Raw genomic sequence first — 16482 nt, forward strand, 5'->3', positions numbered from 1 at the left:
GCGGGCTACTTGTCGAACGAGTGCTCCGCGTCCGGGAACGACGAGTCCTTGACCTCGCTGACGTAGTCCTCCGCGGCCTGCTGCAGCGCTACGCCGAGCTCGGCGTAGCGCCGCGCGAAGCGGGGCGACCAGCTGGTCATGCCCGCCATGTCGGTCCACACGAGGACCTGGCCGTCGCAGTGCGGGCCTGCCCCGATGCCGATGGTCGGGATGCGCACGATCTCGGTGATCCGCGCGGCGACGTCGACGGGCACCATCTCCAGGACGACGGCGACGGCGCCGGCCTCCTCGACCGCCTGCGCGTCGGCCGCGAGGCTCTCCACCGCCGAGTCGCCGCGGCCCTGCACGCGTGGTCCGCCGAGCAGGTTCTCCGACTGCGGCGTGTACCCGAGGTGCGCGACGACGGGGATGCCGGCGTCGGTCAGCGCGCGGATCTGCGGCGCCGAGCGGACGCCGCCCTCGAGCTTGACCGCGTCGGCGCCCGTCTCCTTGAAGACCCGCACGGCGGTCTCCAGAGCCTGCTGCGGACCGGCCTCGTAGGAGCCGAACGGCAGGTCGATCACCACGAAGGCGCGCTTCGCGGCCCGCGCGACGGCACGAGCGGCGGGGATCATGTCGCCGACGGTCACCGGGATCGTGGTGGCGTGGCCGTGCATGACGTTCCCGATGGAGTCGCCCACGAGCAGGATGTCCATGCCCGCCGCGTCGAAGATCGCTGCCGTCACGGCGTCGTACGCGGTGAGCATCGCGAGCTTCTCACCCCGCGCCTTGGCCTCCGCCAGGTGGTGCACGCGGACCCTCTTGGGGCCCTGAGTGGGCGACGTGTGGGCGGACATGGTCCTCCTGTGGTTCGGGCGGCATCGGTGCCGCAGGAAAGCCTACGGCCGGTCGTCCATGCCCGGTACACGCGCCTGTAACAGGTTTAGTGCAAGATGGGCCCATGGACAGGCAGCAGGAGTTCGTGCTCCGCACGGTCGAGGAGCGCGACATCCGCTTCATCCGGCTCTGGTTCACCGACGTGCTCGGTGTGCTGAAGTCGGTCGCTGTGGCGCCCGCAGAGCTGGAGTCGGCGTTCAGCGAGGGCATCGGCTTCGACGGCAGTGCCATCGAGGGGCTCACCCGGGTCTTCGAGGCGGACATGGTCGCGAAGCCGGACCCGACGACCTTCCAGGTGCTTCCGTGGCGGGGCGAGCGGCACGGCACGGGCCGGATGTTCTGCGACATCCTGACGCCAGAGGGTGAGCCCTCGCTCGCGGACTCCCGCAACGTCCTCAAGCGCACCCTCGCCAAGGCGAGCGACCGCGGGTTCACGTTCTACACGCACCCCGAGGTCGAGTTCTACCTCTTCAACCAGCTGACCAAGGCCGACTCGACGCTCGAGCCGGTCGACCAGGGCGGGTACTTCGACCACCTGGCGCGGGGGTCGACGCACGACTTCCGCCGCGCGGCGATCACGATGCTCGAGTCGATGGGCATCTCGGTCGAGTTCTCCCACCACGAGGCCGGTCCGGGGCAGAACGAGATCGACCTGCGCTACGCCGACGCGCTGACCACCGCCGACAACCTCATGACGTTCCGCACGGTCGTCAAGGAGGTGGCGCTGGAGCAGGGCGTGTTCGCGTCCTTCATGCCCAAGCCGCTGGCCGACCAGCCGGGTTCCGGCATGCACACCCACGTGTCGCTGTTCGAGGACGACCGCAACGCGTTCCACGAGCCGGGCGCCCAGTTCGAGCTGTCGAAGACGGCGCGCCAGTTCATCGCCGGCCTCATGGTGCACGCGGGCGAGATCACCGCCGTGACCAACCAGTACGTCAACAGCTACAAGCGGCTCTGGGGCGGGCAGGAGGCCCCGAGCTACGTCAGCTGGGGTCACAACAACCGGTCCGCGCTGGTCCGGGTGCCGATGTACAAGCCGGGCAAGGGCAACTCGGCGCGCATCGAGTACCGTGCGCTGGACTCGGCCGCGAACCCCTACCTCGCGTTCGCCGTGCTCCTGGCCGCAGGCCTCAAGGGCATCGAGGAGGGCTACGACCTCCTCGACCACACCGAGGACGACGTCTGGGAGCTCACGGCTGCCGAGCGCCGTGCCCTGGGCATCGCGCCCCTGCCGCGCGACCTCGACGAGGCCATCCAGTTCATGGAGAAGTCCGAGCTCGTTGCCGAGACCCTCGGCGAGCACGTCTTCGACTACTTCCTGCGCAACAAGCGCGAGGAGTGGGAGGCGTACAGCGCGCAGGTCACGCCGTTCGAGATCAAGCGGTTCCTGCAGCTCTGACCCACATCGCCGGCGGAGAACCGTGGCGAGGTTCGCCACGGTTCTGCTTCGGCAGAGGGCGCTCCCGTCGTAGGGTCAGGGGGTGCAGAGCCGCCGACCCGAGACCCTCACGACCCACCTGATCCGGGCCGGGTTCGCCGACCTCACCCGGTCGGCCTCGCTGTGGCAGGACCCCGACCTGGTGTCGGTCCTGGACAGCAGGCCGAAGGGCGCCCGGAGCGCGGACCACACGGCCGGGCCCGACCGACGCGCCGTCGAGCTGGCGCCCGCCGACACGGCGCTGCTGCGCTCGCTCGCCGCGGTCGCCGATCCCGACCTCGCGCTGCTGCAGCTCGTCCGTCTCGCGGCCGCGGCCCCGGACCGCCTGCGCCCGGTCCTCGCCGTCTCCGGCGCGGCACCGGCGGGGTCCCGCGCCGACGCGGACGACGACACGGCTCCCCGCCCGTCCGCACGCGACCGGCTGCTGCGCGTGCTGGGCTCGTCCTCCGCGCTCGGCGACGAGCTCGTGCGCCACCCCGCCCTCCTGGACCTGATCTGTGACTGCGAGCCGGGCACCGACGTGCCGGCCGAGCTCGTGCGCGCCGAGCTGCTGCGGGCCGTCGACGCGGACCCCGAGGCGCACGACCCGGTCGCGGGTACCCACGTGCCCGCCGACCGGACGGAGCCGGCCGAGGACGGGACGCATTCCTGCACCGACAGGCTGCGCCGGGCGTACCGCGCGCGGCTGCTGCGGATCGCCGCCACCGACGTCACCGCCCCGGATCCCACGACGGTGCTGCCGGCGGTCGCGGCCGCGCTCGCGGACCTGGCCGCCGCCGCGCTGGAGGGCGCACTGGCCATCGCACGCGCCGACGAGGACGACCACGCCGTCGGCGTGCGTCTGGCGGTGCTGGGCATGGGCAAGACCGGTGGCCGGGAGCTGAACTACATCTCGGACGTCGACGTCATCTACGTCGCCGAGCCCGGACTCCTCCCCGACGGCGCACCGGCGTGCGACGAGGACCACGCCCTGCGGGTCGCCGCCCGGCTCGCGGGGAGGCTGGCGCAGGTGTGCTCCGGCCCGTCCGCGGAGCCGGCGCTGTGGCAGGTCGACGCGGCGCTGCGGCCGGAGGGCAAGCAGGGCCCGCTCGTGCGCACGCTGGCCAGCCATGTCGCGTACTACGAGCGGTGGGCCGTGACGTGGGAGTTCCAGGCGCTGCTCAAGGCGCGTCCCGTCGCCGGGGACCTGGCGCTGGGGGAGGAGTACGTCGCCGCCGTCGGGCCGCTGGTGTGGCAGGCCGTGGAACGGCCCAACTTCGTGGAGGACGCCCGCGCGATGCGCAAGCGCGTCGAGGACAACGTGCCGGTGGCCGAGGCCGACCGTCAGGTCAAGCTCGGCAAGGGCGGCCTGCGTGACGTCGAGTTCACCGTCCAGCTGTTGCAGCTCGTGCACGGGCGTGCGGACGAGGACATCCGGTCGCGGACCACTCTCGACGCCCTGGCGGCGCTCTCCGGCGGCGGCTACGTCGGGCGCGAGCACGCCCGCCGGATGGGGGAGTGCTACCGGTTCCTGCGAGCGCTGGAGCACCGGATCCAGCTCTTCCGGCTGCGTCGTACCCACCTCATGCCGACCGCCGAGGCCGACCTGCGGCGCATCGCCCGCGGGCTGGGCCGGGGCGGCGCGGACGATCTCGTCAAGACGTGGCGTTCGGTCCGGCGCGAGGTCCGCGACCTGCACGAGGCCGTCTACTACCGGCCGCTCCTGCCGGCGACGGCGCTGCTGTCGACGGGCGAGGCGTCGCTGGCCCCCCAGGCCGCGATGGCCCGGTTCGCCGCCATCGGCTACCGCGACCCGGCCGGCGCGATGCGCCACGTCCAGGCGCTGACCGACGGCGTCTCGCGGCGTGCGTCGATCCAGCGTCAGCTGCTGCCGGTGCTGCTCGGCTGGTTCGCGGAGGGCGCCGACCCGGACGAGGGCCTCCTCGCGTTCCGGAAGCTGTCGGACACGCTGGGCTCCACGCACTGGTACCTGCGGCTGCTGCGCGACTCCGCCGAGGCGGCGTCACGCCTGGCGCAGGTGCTGTCCTCGTCGCGGTACCTCGCGGACGCGATCGGGCGGTCCCCGGAGTCGGTGCGCTGGCTCGCGGAGTCCGAGTCGCTCGCGCCGCGCGGGGTGCGCCGGCTGGCGGCCGAGGCGGACGCGCTGCTCGGGCGGGCGCAGGAGGTGGACGGCGCCACGGTCGCTCTCCGCGCACTGCGGCGGCGCGAGCTGGCCCGCACCGGCGTCGCCGAGGTGCTGGGGGCGCTGGGCCCGGTCTCCGCCGCCAAGGCCATCTCGGACGCCGCCGACGTCGTCCTGGCGGGCGGTCTGCGCATCGCCGAGCACGAGGCCCGCGCCGAGCGCGGGGTCGGGCGCGGGGAGGAGCCCGCCCGGCTGCTCATCGTCGCGATGGGGCGGCTCGGGGGGCAGGAGCTCGGGTACGGCTCGGACGCCGACGTCATGTTCGTGTACGAGGCCGTGGGCGGTGCCCCGGACAAGGTGGCCAACGACTACGCGCTGTCCGTGGCGAAGGGGCTGCGGCGCATCCTCTCCGCCGTGGGGCCGGAGCCGAGCCTGCCCGTGGACGCCGACCTGCGGCCCGAGGGCCGCAACGGGCCGCTCGTGCGGTCGTTCAACTCCTACGTGGAGTACTACAGCCGCTGGTCCTCGCCCTGGGAGGCGCAGGCGCTCCTGCGGGCGCGTGCGCTCTCCGGGACGCTGAGCGTCGTCGCGGCGGGCGGCCCGGAGGAGGGCGCGGTCGCGGCGTCGCTGGACGGCGGGGCGACAGCGGGGGTCGGCGGTGCTGCTGGTGCCGGCGGTGCTGCTGGTGCTGGTGCTGGTGCTGGTGCTGGTGCTGGTGGTGCGGAGGGTGGCGGCGTGCCCGACGTCGGCCAGGAGCTCGACCTGGGGCCCGGCGCGGAGGGCGGCGCGTCGCTGGGCGCGCGGTTCACAGCGCTGATCGACCCGCTGCGCTACCCGGAGGGTGGCCCCGACGCAGCGGTCCTGCGCGAGGTGCGGCGCATCAAGGCACGTGTGGAGTCGGAGCGGCTGCCCCGTGGTGCGGACCCGGCACGGCACCTGAAGCTGGGTCGCGGCGGCGTGTCGGACGTCGAGTGGACGGTCCAGCTGCTGCAGCTGCAGCACGCGTTCGAGGTGCCCGGCCTGCGGACCACCGGCACGGTCGCCGCGCTCAAGGCGGCCCGGGAGGCCGACCTGCTGACCGACGACGACGCCGAGGTGCTGCTGGAGGCGTGGCGGCTCGCGTCCCGGCTGCGCTCGGCGATCGTGCTGTGGTCGGGCCGCACCACCGGTCAGGGCGTCGACATGCTGCCGCACGACAGCCACGCCCTGACGGGGTTGGCGCGCCTGCTCGGCGACGTCGGCACGGGCCCGGAGCTGGAGGAGCTCTACCTGCGCCTGGCCCGGCGGGCGCGGGCCGTGATGGAGCGGGTGTTCTACGGCGCGGAGTGAGACCGGCCCGAGATCGTCATCTCTACGAGAGCAGGCCGATCGCCGTCAGGAACGCACGGGTCGCGGGCGTAGGACCCGGCTTGCCCCAGACGACGTACTCGATCCGGCTCGGCGCGTCCTGCACGGTCGCCGTGGCCAGGCCCCCGAGCTCGGGGGCCCGCCGGAGGTACGTCGACGGCAGGAAGCCGATCGCCAGCCCGTGGCGGATCACCTGTGCCATGAGCGGTGCGTCGGTCACCTCGAAGGCCACGTCGCGGCGGAGGCCGGCCCGGGCGAACGCCTGGTCGGTCTGAGCCCTGCCCGCAGACCCGTACGGGAAGTCGACGAACGGTTCGGCCGCGAGGTCCGCGAGGTCGAGGCCCTCGGCGCCGGCCAGCGGATGGTCGGGGGCGAGCACGGCGACGAGGCGGTCCCTGGCCAGCTCGTGGCGGTGCACGCCGCTCGGCCGCGCGGAGCTGGGCAGCCCCAGGAAAGCGACGTCGAGCCGCCCGGCCGCGACGTCGGGCGTCAACAGATCGCTCGGGCCGGTGCGCAGGGAGACGCGCACCTGCGGGTGCCGGCGTCGTAGGTCACGCAGGGCGGCCGGTACGTCGACGGCGGCGACCGTCGGGATGACGCCGACACTGAGCCGTCCACGCACCTCGCCGACCGTGGCCGCCGCGTCCGCCGCGGCGCGCTCCGCCGCCTCGAGCGCCTGCCGGGCGGCGGGCAGGAACGCCTCGCCGGCCGCCGTCAGGCGGACCTGTCGGCTGGTGCGGGCGAAGAGCGGGGCGCCGAGCTCGTGCTCGAGGCGCTTGATCTGATGACTCAGCGCCGACTGCACGACGTGGCAGCGTTCGGCGGCCCGCGTGAAGTTCGACGTCTCGGCGACGGCGATGACGTACCGCATCTGCTGGAGCTCCATGCGATCCATCGTGCAGCACGATCGATCGCATGAAAAGGATGTGTTGGACTCATAGCTGGTCGCGGCCGAAGACTGGCGTGCATGAACACCACGACGCTCGGACCAGGCCACCGTCAGGGCCGCACGGCGGCCCTCACCGCCGTCGCGGCGCTCACCGCCGTCACCGCCCTCGCCCCGATGGTCTGGGGCACCACCTACTACGTCACCACCGAGATGCTCCCGGCCGGACACCCGCTGTTCGCGGGGCTCGCCCGTGCGCTGCCCGCGGGCCTCGTCGCCGTGGCGATCGGCGCGCTGCTCAGCAGGGCACGTGCTGACCGGACCGGCCCGGCGGCCCGCCGCGCCCTGCCCCACGGTGCGTGGTGGTGGAAGAGCGCAGTGCTCGGCATCCTCAACATCGGCCTCTTCTTCCCGATGCTCTTCATCTCCGCCGAGCGGCTGCCCGGCGGGGTCGCCGCCACGCTCGGCGCGGTGAGCCCCCTGGTCGTCGCCCTCCTCGCCGTGCCCGTGCTCCGTGAGCGCCTGAGCCTGCGCCGGGTCGCGTGGGGTGCCGCGGGCGTCGCCGGCGTCGGCCTCGTCGTGCTGGGTCCCGGCGCCAGGCTCGACGCGGTAGGCGTCCTCGCCGGGCTCGCCGGCGCCGTCTCGATGGCGCTCGGCGTCACCCTGACCAAGCGCTGGGGACGCCCCGACGGCGTCGGCCCGGTCTCGGCCGCCGGCTGGCAGCTGACAGCCGGCGGGCTCTTCCTCGTCCCGGTCACCCTCCTCGCCGAGGGTGCGCCGCCCGCCGTCGACGGCCGCGCCGCCCTCGGGTACCTCTGGCTCGGGCTGGTGGGCGGCCTCATCGCCTACGTGCTCTGGTTCCGCGGCATCGGACGGCTGCCGGTCACCTCCGTCGCGTTCCTCGCCCCGCTCTCGCCGCTGGTCGCGGCCGCGATCGGTGTCGGGATGCTCGGCGAGGAGCTGTCGGGCCTCCAGGTCGCCGGGTTCGCACTGGCGCTCGCGGCGGTGCTCGCGGGGCAGCTCCCGCCCCGGGGGCAGCGGGCGGCTCGGGTGGCGTCGGCGTCGCCGTCGGCATCGGCATCGGCAGGGATCCAGCCGCTGGAGGTCGTGCGATGAGGATCGCGGTCTTCGGGGCAACCGGCATGGTCGGCAGCCGTGTGGTCGACGAGGCGTGGGCGCGGGGGCACGACGTCGTCGCGGTCTCGCGCCGGGACGCCGGGAACGGCAACGCCGAGGTCGAGACGGTCTCCGTCGATGTGCGGGACGCGGCACGGGTGCGGGAGGTCCTCCGAACCGCCGACGTGGCGGTCAGTGCCGTGCGGCCACGGCCGGGCGAGGAAGCGACGGTGCCCGAGATGACAACGGCTCTGCTCGACGCCGCTGTCGGGACCGGAACGGCCGTGCTGCTCGTCGGCGGCGCCGGTCCGCTGGCCAGTCCCGGCGTGCCCGGGAGGCTGGTCATCGACGACGAGACGTTCGTCCCGGCGCAGTGGCGATCCAGCGCGATCGCGAGCCTCGCTCAGCTCCAGGCGTGCGACGGCCATCCCGCGGCGTGGACCTATCTCAGCCCTCCGGCGGTCCTCGAACCGGGGACGCGTACCGGCGTCTACCGTCGTGGCACGACGACGCTGCTGGTCGACGAAGCGGGCCGATCTCAGATCTCGGCCGAGGACCTTTCCGTCGCCGTGCTGGACGAGGTCGAGAACCCTGGCGGCGTCAGGCACTTCACCGTGGCGTACTGACCGACCCCAGCACTGGGACGCCAGTCGGCGGCGCCGCCAGATCGACGACGACGCCGTAGTGGTCGCTGGCCCAGACCCCACCGACGGGCTGGTCCAGCACCCGCCGGCAGTCGGTCACCCGCAACGTCGGGCCGCGCAGCCCGCCGCGGACCAGGACGTAGTCGATTCTCCGAGATGCCGCCGTGGTGAACTCCCCGTCGCGCACCAGGGGGTTGGCCAGATCGAAGGTGTGCCCCGGCTCGCCCGGGTGGGCGTACTCCCAGGCGTCCTGATAGGACACGCTCAGCTGCTCCACGGGCTGTCGCCCTCGCCAGAACCGCATGCCCGCCGAGTCGGGCGTGGCGTCGAAGTCGCCGAGCACCAGGGCGTGCAGGTCGCGGTCGCCGAGGTGCTCCTCGATCGCCCGCGCGACGAGCACCGCCTGCTCCTCCCGTTCCCGCTCGAACGGGAGCGGCCAGCTCGGCTTGTGGTGCGTCACGAGCATGCGTCCGACAGGCGTGTCCAGCTCGACGAGGACGGCGGCGCACCACGGCAGGGTCTCCCGGCTACGTTCGCTGACGCGGAGGTCGATCTCGGTGACCAGCCGGTGCGGCCAGCGGGTGGCCAGGGTGCCCGCGACGCCGTCGTCCGACGGACGGGAGAAGTGGGTGAGGTGGTAGCCCGGGCCGATCAGACGCTCCAGGACCTCCGGAGTGTCGACCGGCACTTCCTGGAGCGCGACGATGTCGGGAGCGAGGGAGCGGATCGCCTCGCCGATCAGCGGATGCCGCTGGTCCCAGCCGGGATTGCTGGGGCCGAAGACGTTCATCGTGAGTGCCCGGACCGTGGGTACCGGAGGCGTCGGATCCGGTGTCGCGGAGGTCGTCATCACTGCATCGTGCGGCGTTCGCGCCTCCCGAGCCAGCAGAGATCCGGCATTCTGCCCGGGCGGTAGTCACCCGACCGGGGGAGCAGGCTCACGCGGGCGGGTGATCCTGCGGGCACCCGTTCCCAGCAGGATCGACGGTATGAGCCTGTCAACGAACTCCCTGCTCCGGACCGCCCCGGACGTGACGCCGGCCGCGCGCCGGCTGGCGCACCTCCTGGCCTTGATCACCCTGCCGTCCGGCCTGTGGCGGATCGCCCTGGTGGCCGGGCTGCCGGTCGCGAACACGGCGATCGTGCTGCCGTTCTCCGAACGCGTCCAGATCGTCGGGCTCTCGCTCGTCGCCGAGGCGCTGGCACTGCTGTCGCTCGGGCTGGTCCAGCGGTGGGGCGAGGTGGTGCCGGGCTGGCTGCCGCTGATCGGCGGACGGCCGATCCACCGGCTCGCCGCCACGGTCCCCGCGGCGCTCGGCGCGACCGCACTCACCGGGATCTGGACGTTCGCCGTCCTCAACGTCCTGAGCGGGACGACCAGCGGCGGCCTCGACTACTTCTTCCCGACTGTCCTGCAGAAGGTGGTCCTGCTGGTTTGCTACGTGCCGCTGCTGGCGTGGGGCCCGCTGCTCGCGGTGCTGACCGTCGCCTACTTCCGACGCCGGACGCCTGCCCAGCCCTGACCGCAGGATCGAGGGCTGTGGTCGGTCCGGACCCTGCCCAGCAATCAGCCCGCAGGGTGCCACCGAGAACACACCCACTACGGGGAAGGGTTGGACGGGTCCTGGTCCCACTGTGGTCGGACCCTCCACGCGACGAACGCACTTGCGGCGCTGAGCCCGCCCAACGTCGTAGGGATCCAACCCTGAACCGCGGCGTCCGGGCCGAGCGCACGTGGCAGGAGCAGGATCATCGTTGCGCTCGACACCACGGAAACGATGAAGAAGACGAGGAACCGCCGAACAGATCGCTTCATGTCCTCACCCTTCACTAGAAGCAGCCCGTGGCAGCAGCGGTCGAACGCGCCGCCCACGGCTGCGGTGCCACCGATGCATCGCTGGCCTCGTCATGCTCGCGCACTGATGCGCTGCCGAATTGACCTCTATGAGATCACGGCGCGCCTCCGGCGCGCAGGGTGCGTGTACCACCGTCGCACCCCACCGCCACGCGGGCGCAGACATGACGGAGACGGTCACGGATCAGTAGTTAGGACCGTCTTTCGTTGCTCGAGGGAACGGTCAGAACCAGCCAGAGATCGCCCGCCCGACGCTGCGGAAGAGCCAGACAACACCGCGGACGATGTGAACAATCAGGCTGAGGAGGTCCAGAGCCTCCACCACTCGGGCGATGCCGCGTCCGAGTGCCCGGAACGGACGCCCTACCTGGTGCCGGAAGCCCTTGCTGGGACTGTCAGCCGTCGTCATTGCTCACACTCCCACTCGACCCTTCGGCGAGGAACAGATGTCCGTGAGAGCCCCGCGCCAACGGATGACGGAGGATCAGGGACCCCGAGCCGGGAGTATGGCCGGATCGAAGACCCGCACGAGGACCTCCGAGGACCACTCTGGGGGACTCGCCTGGGAAGTTACACGAGAGTTACACGGGAGGACGAGAAACGGCGGCTGACGCTGCACCACGTCGCGAGACGAAAATGCAGTTCAGCCGCCGTTTCAGCGCATCTCAGCAGGTCCCGAGGGACCGGCTGTCAGATGTCGTAGTAGAGCTCGAACTCGTGCGGGTGCGGCCGCAGACGGATCGGGTCGATCTCGTTCTCGCGCTTGTACGCGATCCAGGTCTCGATCAGGTCCTCGGTGAACACGTCACCGGCGGTCAGGTACTCGTGGTCGGCCTCGAGCGCGTCCAGCACGCCACCGAGCGACGTCGGGACCTGAGCGATCTGAGCGTGCTCCTCCGGGGGCAGCTCGTACAGGTCCTTGTCGACCGGTGCCGGCGGCTCGATGCGGTTCTTGATGCCGTCCAGGCCGGCCATCAGCATCGCCGAGAACGCCAGGTACGGGTTCGACGACGGGTCCGGTGCGCGGAACTCGATGCGCTTCGCCTTCGGCGACGTACCCGTGATCGGGATACGGATCGAGGCGGAACGGTTGCGAGCCGAGTAGACGAGGTTCACAGGAGCCTCGAAGCCCGGGACCAGGCGGTGGTACGAGTTCACCGACGGGTTGGTGAAGGCGAGCAGCGACGGCGCGTGCTTGAGCAGGCCACCGATGTACCAGCGGGCGAGGTCGGACAGACCGCCGTAGCCCTTCTCGTCGTAGAACAGCGGCTCGCCGTTCTTCCAGAGCGACTGGTGCGAGTGCATGCCCGAGCCGTTGTCACCGAAGACCGGCTTCGGCATGAACGTGGCCGACTTGCCGGCCTCGAACGCGACGTTCTTGATGACGTACTTGAACTTCATCAGGTCGTCGGCGGCGTGCAGCAGGGAGTTGAACCTGTAGTTGATCTCCTGCTGGCCGGCGGTGCCCACCTCGTGGTGCGCGCGCTCGACGGAGAGGCCGACCTGGCCGAGCGTCTTGACCATGTCGTCACGCAGGTCGGCGAAGCGGTCGCTCGGCGACGTCGGGAAGTAGCCGCCCTTGAAGCGGGTCTTGTACCCGAGGTTGCCACCCTCCTCCTCGCGGCCGGTGTTCCACGCGGCCTCGACGGAGTCGATGGAGTAGAAGCTCTCCTCGGCGGACGTCTTGAAGCGGACGTCGTCGAACACGTAGAACTCGGCCTCGGCACCGAAGAAGACCGTGTCGGCGATGCCGGTCGACTTCAGGTACGCCTCGGCCTTGGCCGCGATGTTGCGCGGGTCGCGAGCGTAGGCGTCACCCGTGAAGGGGTCCACGATCGAGAAGTTCACGATCAGCGTCTTGGCCTTGCGGAACGGGTCGATGAACGCCGTCGTGATGTCCGGCACGAGCTTCATGTCGGACTCGTGGATCGCCTGGAATCCGCGGATGGACGAGCCGTCGAACATGAGGCCTTCGCTGAAGGCGTCCTCGTCGAACTGCTCGACCGGGATGTTGAAGTGCTGCGTCACACCCGGCAGGTCGATAAACCGGACGTCGACGAACTCCACCCCCTCGTTGCGGGTGAAGGCGATCGCCTCCTCGGCGTTCTTGAACATCTGCGCTCCTTGCTCGCTCGATAAGTTCAGGGGGAGTCCGTCGGACCTTGCCGGACGAGCAGGGCAGGGTCGCACGCGGATCGCCTTGAACCTAAGGGCAGGTGGTTTCTCTCGGGTTACTGATTGTTGCCGGGATGTTTCTCGGCCCTCTCGGCCGTGTAATCCCGGGGAGATGTGCTGGTCGAGGCTCCGGCAGCGGTCCTTAGAGTGCCAGAACTCACAGGGCCGGGCCTGGCAGCGTCCGTCCATCGGACGGAGAAGGGAAAGCAAAGAGGGTGCCTTCCCTGCGGAAGGCACCCTCTCGCCATGATTCGCCGTGCTGATTCGCCATGGCCGCCCGGCACGCTGCCCGACGGCGGCGGAGGCCGGTCAGCGACCGCGCATGCCCTTGCGGTCCGGGCGGGCGCGGGTCGGGTCGATGCCCTTCGGGATCGGCAGCTTCATCCCACCGATGGCCTTGAGGCGCTTGCTGACCTCGGAGACCTCGGCCCGGGTCAGGGTCGACTTGAGCTTGGTGACGCTGCGCGCGACCTTGGTGAGCGGAACCTGACCCTCGCCGTCGCCGCACTGGATCAGCGTGACCGGCACGTTGGACAGGATGCGGCTGACCTTCTTGCGCTCCTGCTCGAGGAGCCGCCCCACGCGGTGCGGCGGCCCCTCGGAGACGAGCACCACACCGGCCTTGCCGACGCCCCGGAACACGAAGTCCTGGTTGCGTGCGTCGACCGCGACGGGCTCGTCCTCGAAGGTCCAGCCACCGCGGACGGTGCCGAGCGCGGCACGCGCGGCGCCGGGCTGGCCGGCGATCTGCGTGTACGCCGCCTTCTCGGCACTGCGCGACAGCACGAACATGGCTGCCAGCACGCCGAAGGGGACGCCGATGACCAGCGCGTAGACCCACGGACCCGCGAGCACACCGATCAGCAGCGCCACGGCGACGACCCCGACGAACGCGGCGAGCATCCACCACGTGACGAGCGGGTTCTGCTTGCGGGTCATCTTGTAGACGTCCCACAGCTGGTGATACCAACGGCGCTTCTTGGGCTTCTTCTGCTTGGCGGCAGACGCTGCTACATCGTTGCGCGCGTCGCCCCCGGACGAGGTTCGGGCCATGGTCGTCAATTCTAGTGCGCTGCGGGTGGACTGGGTGCCAGATCAGCGAGCGAGCAGGCTCGCCGCCTCCTGTCGGGAGGTGGTGGGCTGTGCGAGGTGCGAGAGCGCCTCGGGAATCGGGCGGCCGTGCTTGGTCATGGCCTGGCCCCACAGGCGGCCCGCGCGGTACGACGAACGCACCAGCGGCCCTGCCATGACGCCGAGGTAGCCGATCTGCTCCGCGGTCTCGGACAGGTCGACGAACTCCTCGGGCCGCACCCAGCGGTCCACCGGGTGGTGGCGCAGCGAGGGCCGGAGGTACTGCGTGATCGTGATGATCTCGCAACCGGCGTCGTGCAGGTCCTGGAGGGCCTGCTTGACCTCGTCGATGGTCTCGCCCATGCCGAGGATCAGGTTCGACTTGGTGACGAGGCCGGCGTCACGGGCCCGGGTGATCACCGAGAGGGACCGCTCGTACGTGAACGCGGGCCGGATCTGCTTGAAGATGCGCGGCACGGTCTCGACGTTGTGCGCGAGCACCTCGGGACGGGACTCGTTGACGATGTCGAGCAGCTCGGGGATGGCGTTGAAGTCGGGGATCAGCAGCTCGACGCCGGTGCCCGGGTTCAGCGCGTGGATCTGGCGGACCGTCTCGGCGTAGAGCCAGGCGCCGCCGTCAGCCAGGTCGTCACGGGCGACGCCCGTGACCGTCGAGTACTTCAGGCCCATCGTCCGCACGGACTCCGCGACGCGACGGGGCTCGTCCTTGTCGAAGTCGGCCGGCTTGCCGGTGTCGATCTGGCAGAAGTCGCAGCGCCGTGTGCACTGGTCACCCCCGATGAGGAAGGTGGCCTCGCGGTCCTCCCAGCACTCGAAGATGTTGGGACAGCCGGCCTCCTCGCACACCGTGTGCAGGCCCTCGCCCTTGACGAGAGATTTCATGTCGCGGTACTCGGGACCCATCACCGCCCGAGTCTTGATCCAGTCGGGCTTCTTCTCGATGGGCGTAGCCGAGTTGCGCGCTTCGATGCGCAACATGCGTCGGCCTTCAGGTGCGATGGTCACGCAGTTTCCCCTCCCAGGTCAGCGGGTTCGCCCAGCCTATGCCTCGGGCGCCCGCGCTTGCGCGGTCGCCCACGGGCCCGGCAGTGGCGTTCGTCACGCGGTCGCAGCGATCTTCTCGGACGGTACGGCGGCAGGTTCGGCGCCGGTCCGGGCCAGGAGCGGAGCGAGCCGCTCGATCAGTGCCGCCTCCAGGTGGGGGCGGACGTCGTCCACGGTGACCTGGCGGCCGAGCTCGGCGGTGAGCGACGTGACGTCGGCGTCGTCGATCCCGCAGGGCACGATGTGCTCGAACGCCGCCAGGTCCGCGTCGCAGTTCAGGGCGAGGCCGTGCATGGTGACGCCCTTGGCGACCCGCGCGCCGATGGCGCAGACCTTGCGCTCCCGGCGTGGGTTCGGCTGGACGGGGGAGTCAGCGGCGACCCATACCCCGGAGCGGCCCTCGACGCGCATGGTCTCCACGCCGAGCTCCGCGCACACGTCCATCACCGCCTGCTCCAGCGTGCGGATGTACTCGACGACGTCGAACGGCTTGGCCAGCTTGAGGATCGGGTAGGCCACGATCTGGCCCGGCCCGTGCCAGGTGATCTTGCCGCCGCGGTCGACCTTGATGACCTCGGTGCCGTCGGTCGGGTACTCGTCGCGGTGGGTGCGGGCGCCCGCCGTGTAGACGGAGGCGTGCTCGAGGAAGAAGACCGTGTCGGCCAGGTCCTCGGTGCGGACGGACTCGTGGGTGCTGCGCTGCAGGTCCCAGCCCTCGTGGTACTCGATGTGCCCGGTGAGGTGGCGGATGTCCATGCCTGTCACCTTACGTCCAGCCCTCGGGGACGTACGGCGTGGCCGGGGACTGGCTTCACTGAGTGGGGTTCAGCAGGCGGCCGAGAGCCGTCATCGTGGACTCGGGAGCTGGGGACGGCGTCCAGCTGCCGAGCTCCGCGAGGTGGGCCGCGACGACGGCACCGATCCCGCCCTGCCGGTCGTTGTCGGTGGGCTTGAAGCGCAGCAGCACGATCTTCCCGGTCGCCAGCAGCCGGTTCTGCCTGCTCAGCAACAGCCGCTCAGTGGCGGCCCAGCCCCGCCGAGCCCGGCCCAGCCCGGGTCAGGGCGCCGGGAGCGGCTCCGCCGGGCAGCTCGTCAGGACTTCCTCCATGGCGTCGTGCTCGGCGGGCGTGACCCACAGCTCGTACTTGGCCTTGACCGCGATCTGCCGGGCGACGTACTCGCAGCGGTAGGCCTGGTTCTCGGGCAGCCACTCGGACGCGTCCTTGGCACCCTTGCCCATGTTCGCGGGGCCGTCGGAGGCCACCAGGTTGAGCGGGTCGTTCGCGATCTGCACGCGCTTTTCCTTGTCCCAGTCCGCGGCGCCGGTGGTCCAGGCGTTCATCAGGGCCACGACGTGGTCGATCTGCACGTCGCTGGAGTTCGGGCCGCGCACGAACGCGATGGCCTCGCCCGTGTACGGGTCGTCAAGGGTCCCGGACGCCACCTCGCACGTGTCGCCGGCGGAGAACTCGATGTCCTCGAGGTCGCGCTGGAGCATGTCGTTGCGGGTGTCGCAGCCGTTGTCGTCGGCGTCCTGCCAGGCGCTGCCGAAGTCGGCCTCGCGGTCGTAGCCGTCCTTGGTGGCAGCGTCCTGCACCGTGAGCGAGTCGAGCGTCGCGAGCGCCGAGCCCTCGGCGCCCTCGGCGGGGGCCACGTCGTCACCGAGGGACTTGATGACGAAGTTGCCGGCGAGCACGAGTGCCGCTACCGCGACGAGCACGAGCTGCAGGGTCTTGCGGGTCTGGCTGGACTTCTTGGCTGTGGCGGACACGAGCCCCTCATCATTCTGTCGCCCGGTGTGGTCCGGACACACGTGGCCGGACACGCTAAGAAAGTGCGAAACGTACCTCTTGCCCCAGTCTGCCAGAGTCGTGTTACGACTGTTAA

Annotated in this window: 14 protein-coding genes; 5 read left to right on the top strand and 9 right to left on the bottom strand. The window is 71.2% G+C overall.

Annotated features, from left to right (window positions below; genetic code table 11):
* Window positions 1–5: 5 nt before the first annotated feature.
* Window positions 6–836, bottom strand: coding sequence for a 3-methyl-2-oxobutanoate hydroxymethyltransferase (gene panB, locus LUM46_RS09865; RefSeq protein ID WP_274993662.1), 831 nt, complete (start codon window positions 834–836; stop codon window positions 6–8).
* A 104-nt stretch (window positions 837–940) separates the two neighbouring features.
* On the opposite strand from panB, the gene glnA (LUM46_RS09870) reads away from it, so the two are divergent.
* Window positions 941–2275 carry a type I glutamate--ammonia ligase gene (gene glnA / locus LUM46_RS09870; protein WP_274993663.1) on the top strand — a complete coding sequence of 445 codons (1335 nt, stop codon included), beginning with the start codon at window positions 941–943 and terminating at the stop codon, window positions 2273–2275.
* A gap of 82 nt (window positions 2276–2357) precedes the next feature.
* Window positions 2358–5765: a bifunctional [glutamine synthetase] adenylyltransferase/[glutamine synthetase]-adenylyl-L-tyrosine phosphorylase gene (locus LUM46_RS09875; RefSeq protein ID WP_274993664.1), complete on the top strand. Its 3408-nt coding sequence runs from the start codon at window positions 2358–2360 to the stop codon at window positions 5763–5765.
* 22 nt (window positions 5766–5787) lie between these two features.
* Here the strand turns inward: LUM46_RS09875 and LUM46_RS09880 are convergent, their stop codons facing one another.
* Window positions 5788–6669, bottom strand: coding sequence for a LysR family transcriptional regulator (locus LUM46_RS09880; RefSeq protein WP_274993666.1), 882 nt, complete (start codon window positions 6667–6669; stop codon window positions 5788–5790).
* A gap of 81 nt (window positions 6670–6750) precedes the next feature.
* On the opposite strand from LUM46_RS09880, the gene LUM46_RS09885 reads away from it, so the two are divergent.
* Window positions 6751–7785: an EamA family transporter gene (locus tag LUM46_RS09885; protein ID WP_274993667.1), complete on the top strand. Its 1035-nt coding sequence runs from the start codon at window positions 6751–6753 to the stop codon at window positions 7783–7785.
* Window positions 7782–8411, top strand: a complete 630-nt coding sequence (locus tag LUM46_RS09890; protein WP_274993669.1) for an NAD(P)-dependent oxidoreductase — start codon at window positions 7782–7784, stop codon at window positions 8409–8411. Before LUM46_RS09885 ends, LUM46_RS09890 begins: the two co-directional genes overlap by 4 nt.
* On the opposite strand, the gene LUM46_RS09895 is transcribed toward LUM46_RS09890, so the two are convergent.
* A complete protein-coding gene (locus tag LUM46_RS09895; RefSeq protein WP_274993670.1) occupies window positions 8395–9279 on the bottom strand; it encodes an endonuclease/exonuclease/phosphatase family protein in 885 nt (294 codons plus the stop codon). The two genes, LUM46_RS09890 and LUM46_RS09895, sit on opposite strands and share 17 nt — an antisense overlap.
* Window positions 9280–9418: 139 nt before the next feature.
* Between LUM46_RS09895 and LUM46_RS09900 the strand changes: the two genes are divergently transcribed.
* Complete coding sequence (locus LUM46_RS09900; protein ID WP_274993671.1) at window positions 9419–9952, top strand: hypothetical protein; 534 nt, start codon at window positions 9419–9421, stop codon at window positions 9950–9952.
* A 1022-nt stretch (window positions 9953–10974) separates the two neighbouring features.
* Here LUM46_RS09900 and glnA (LUM46_RS09905) read toward each other — a convergent pair.
* The 6 genes from glnA (LUM46_RS09905) to LUM46_RS09930 all read right to left on the bottom strand — a co-directional run bounded on the left by glnA (LUM46_RS09905) (window position 10975) and on the right by LUM46_RS09930 (window position 16366).
* Entirely contained in the window at window positions 10975–12399 is a 1425-nt protein-coding gene (gene glnA / locus LUM46_RS09905) for a type I glutamate--ammonia ligase (RefSeq protein ID WP_274993672.1), read from the bottom strand.
* Between the two features lie 369 nt (window positions 12400–12768).
* A complete protein-coding gene (locus LUM46_RS09910) occupies window positions 12769–13512 on the bottom strand; it encodes a DUF4191 domain-containing protein (protein WP_274993673.1) in 744 nt (247 codons plus the stop codon).
* Between the two features lie 42 nt (window positions 13513–13554).
* Entirely contained in the window at window positions 13555–14556 is a 1002-nt protein-coding gene (lipA, locus tag LUM46_RS09915; RefSeq protein ID WP_274993674.1) for a lipoyl synthase, read from the bottom strand.
* A gap of 93 nt (window positions 14557–14649) precedes the next feature.
* The gene (gene lipB / locus LUM46_RS09920; protein WP_274993675.1) at window positions 14650–15351 is read right to left on the bottom strand and encodes a lipoyl(octanoyl) transferase LipB; all 702 of its coding nucleotides are present in this window, start codon (window positions 15349–15351) and stop codon (window positions 14650–14652) included.
* Between the two features lie 55 nt (window positions 15352–15406).
* Window positions 15407–15604 (bottom strand): hypothetical protein, encoded by a 198-nt coding sequence (locus LUM46_RS09925; RefSeq protein WP_274993676.1) that lies wholly within the window; start codon window positions 15602–15604, stop codon window positions 15407–15409.
* A 48-nt stretch (window positions 15605–15652) separates the two neighbouring features.
* The gene (locus tag LUM46_RS09930; protein WP_274993677.1) at window positions 15653–16366 is read right to left on the bottom strand and encodes an HNH endonuclease family protein; all 714 of its coding nucleotides are present in this window, start codon (window positions 16364–16366) and stop codon (window positions 15653–15655) included.
* Window positions 16367–16482: the final 116 nt, after the last annotated feature.

The organism is Promicromonospora iranensis (assembly GCF_028994805.1).
GTDB classification, from domain to species: Bacteria; Actinomycetota; Actinomycetes; order Actinomycetales; family Cellulomonadaceae; genus Promicromonospora; species Promicromonospora iranensis.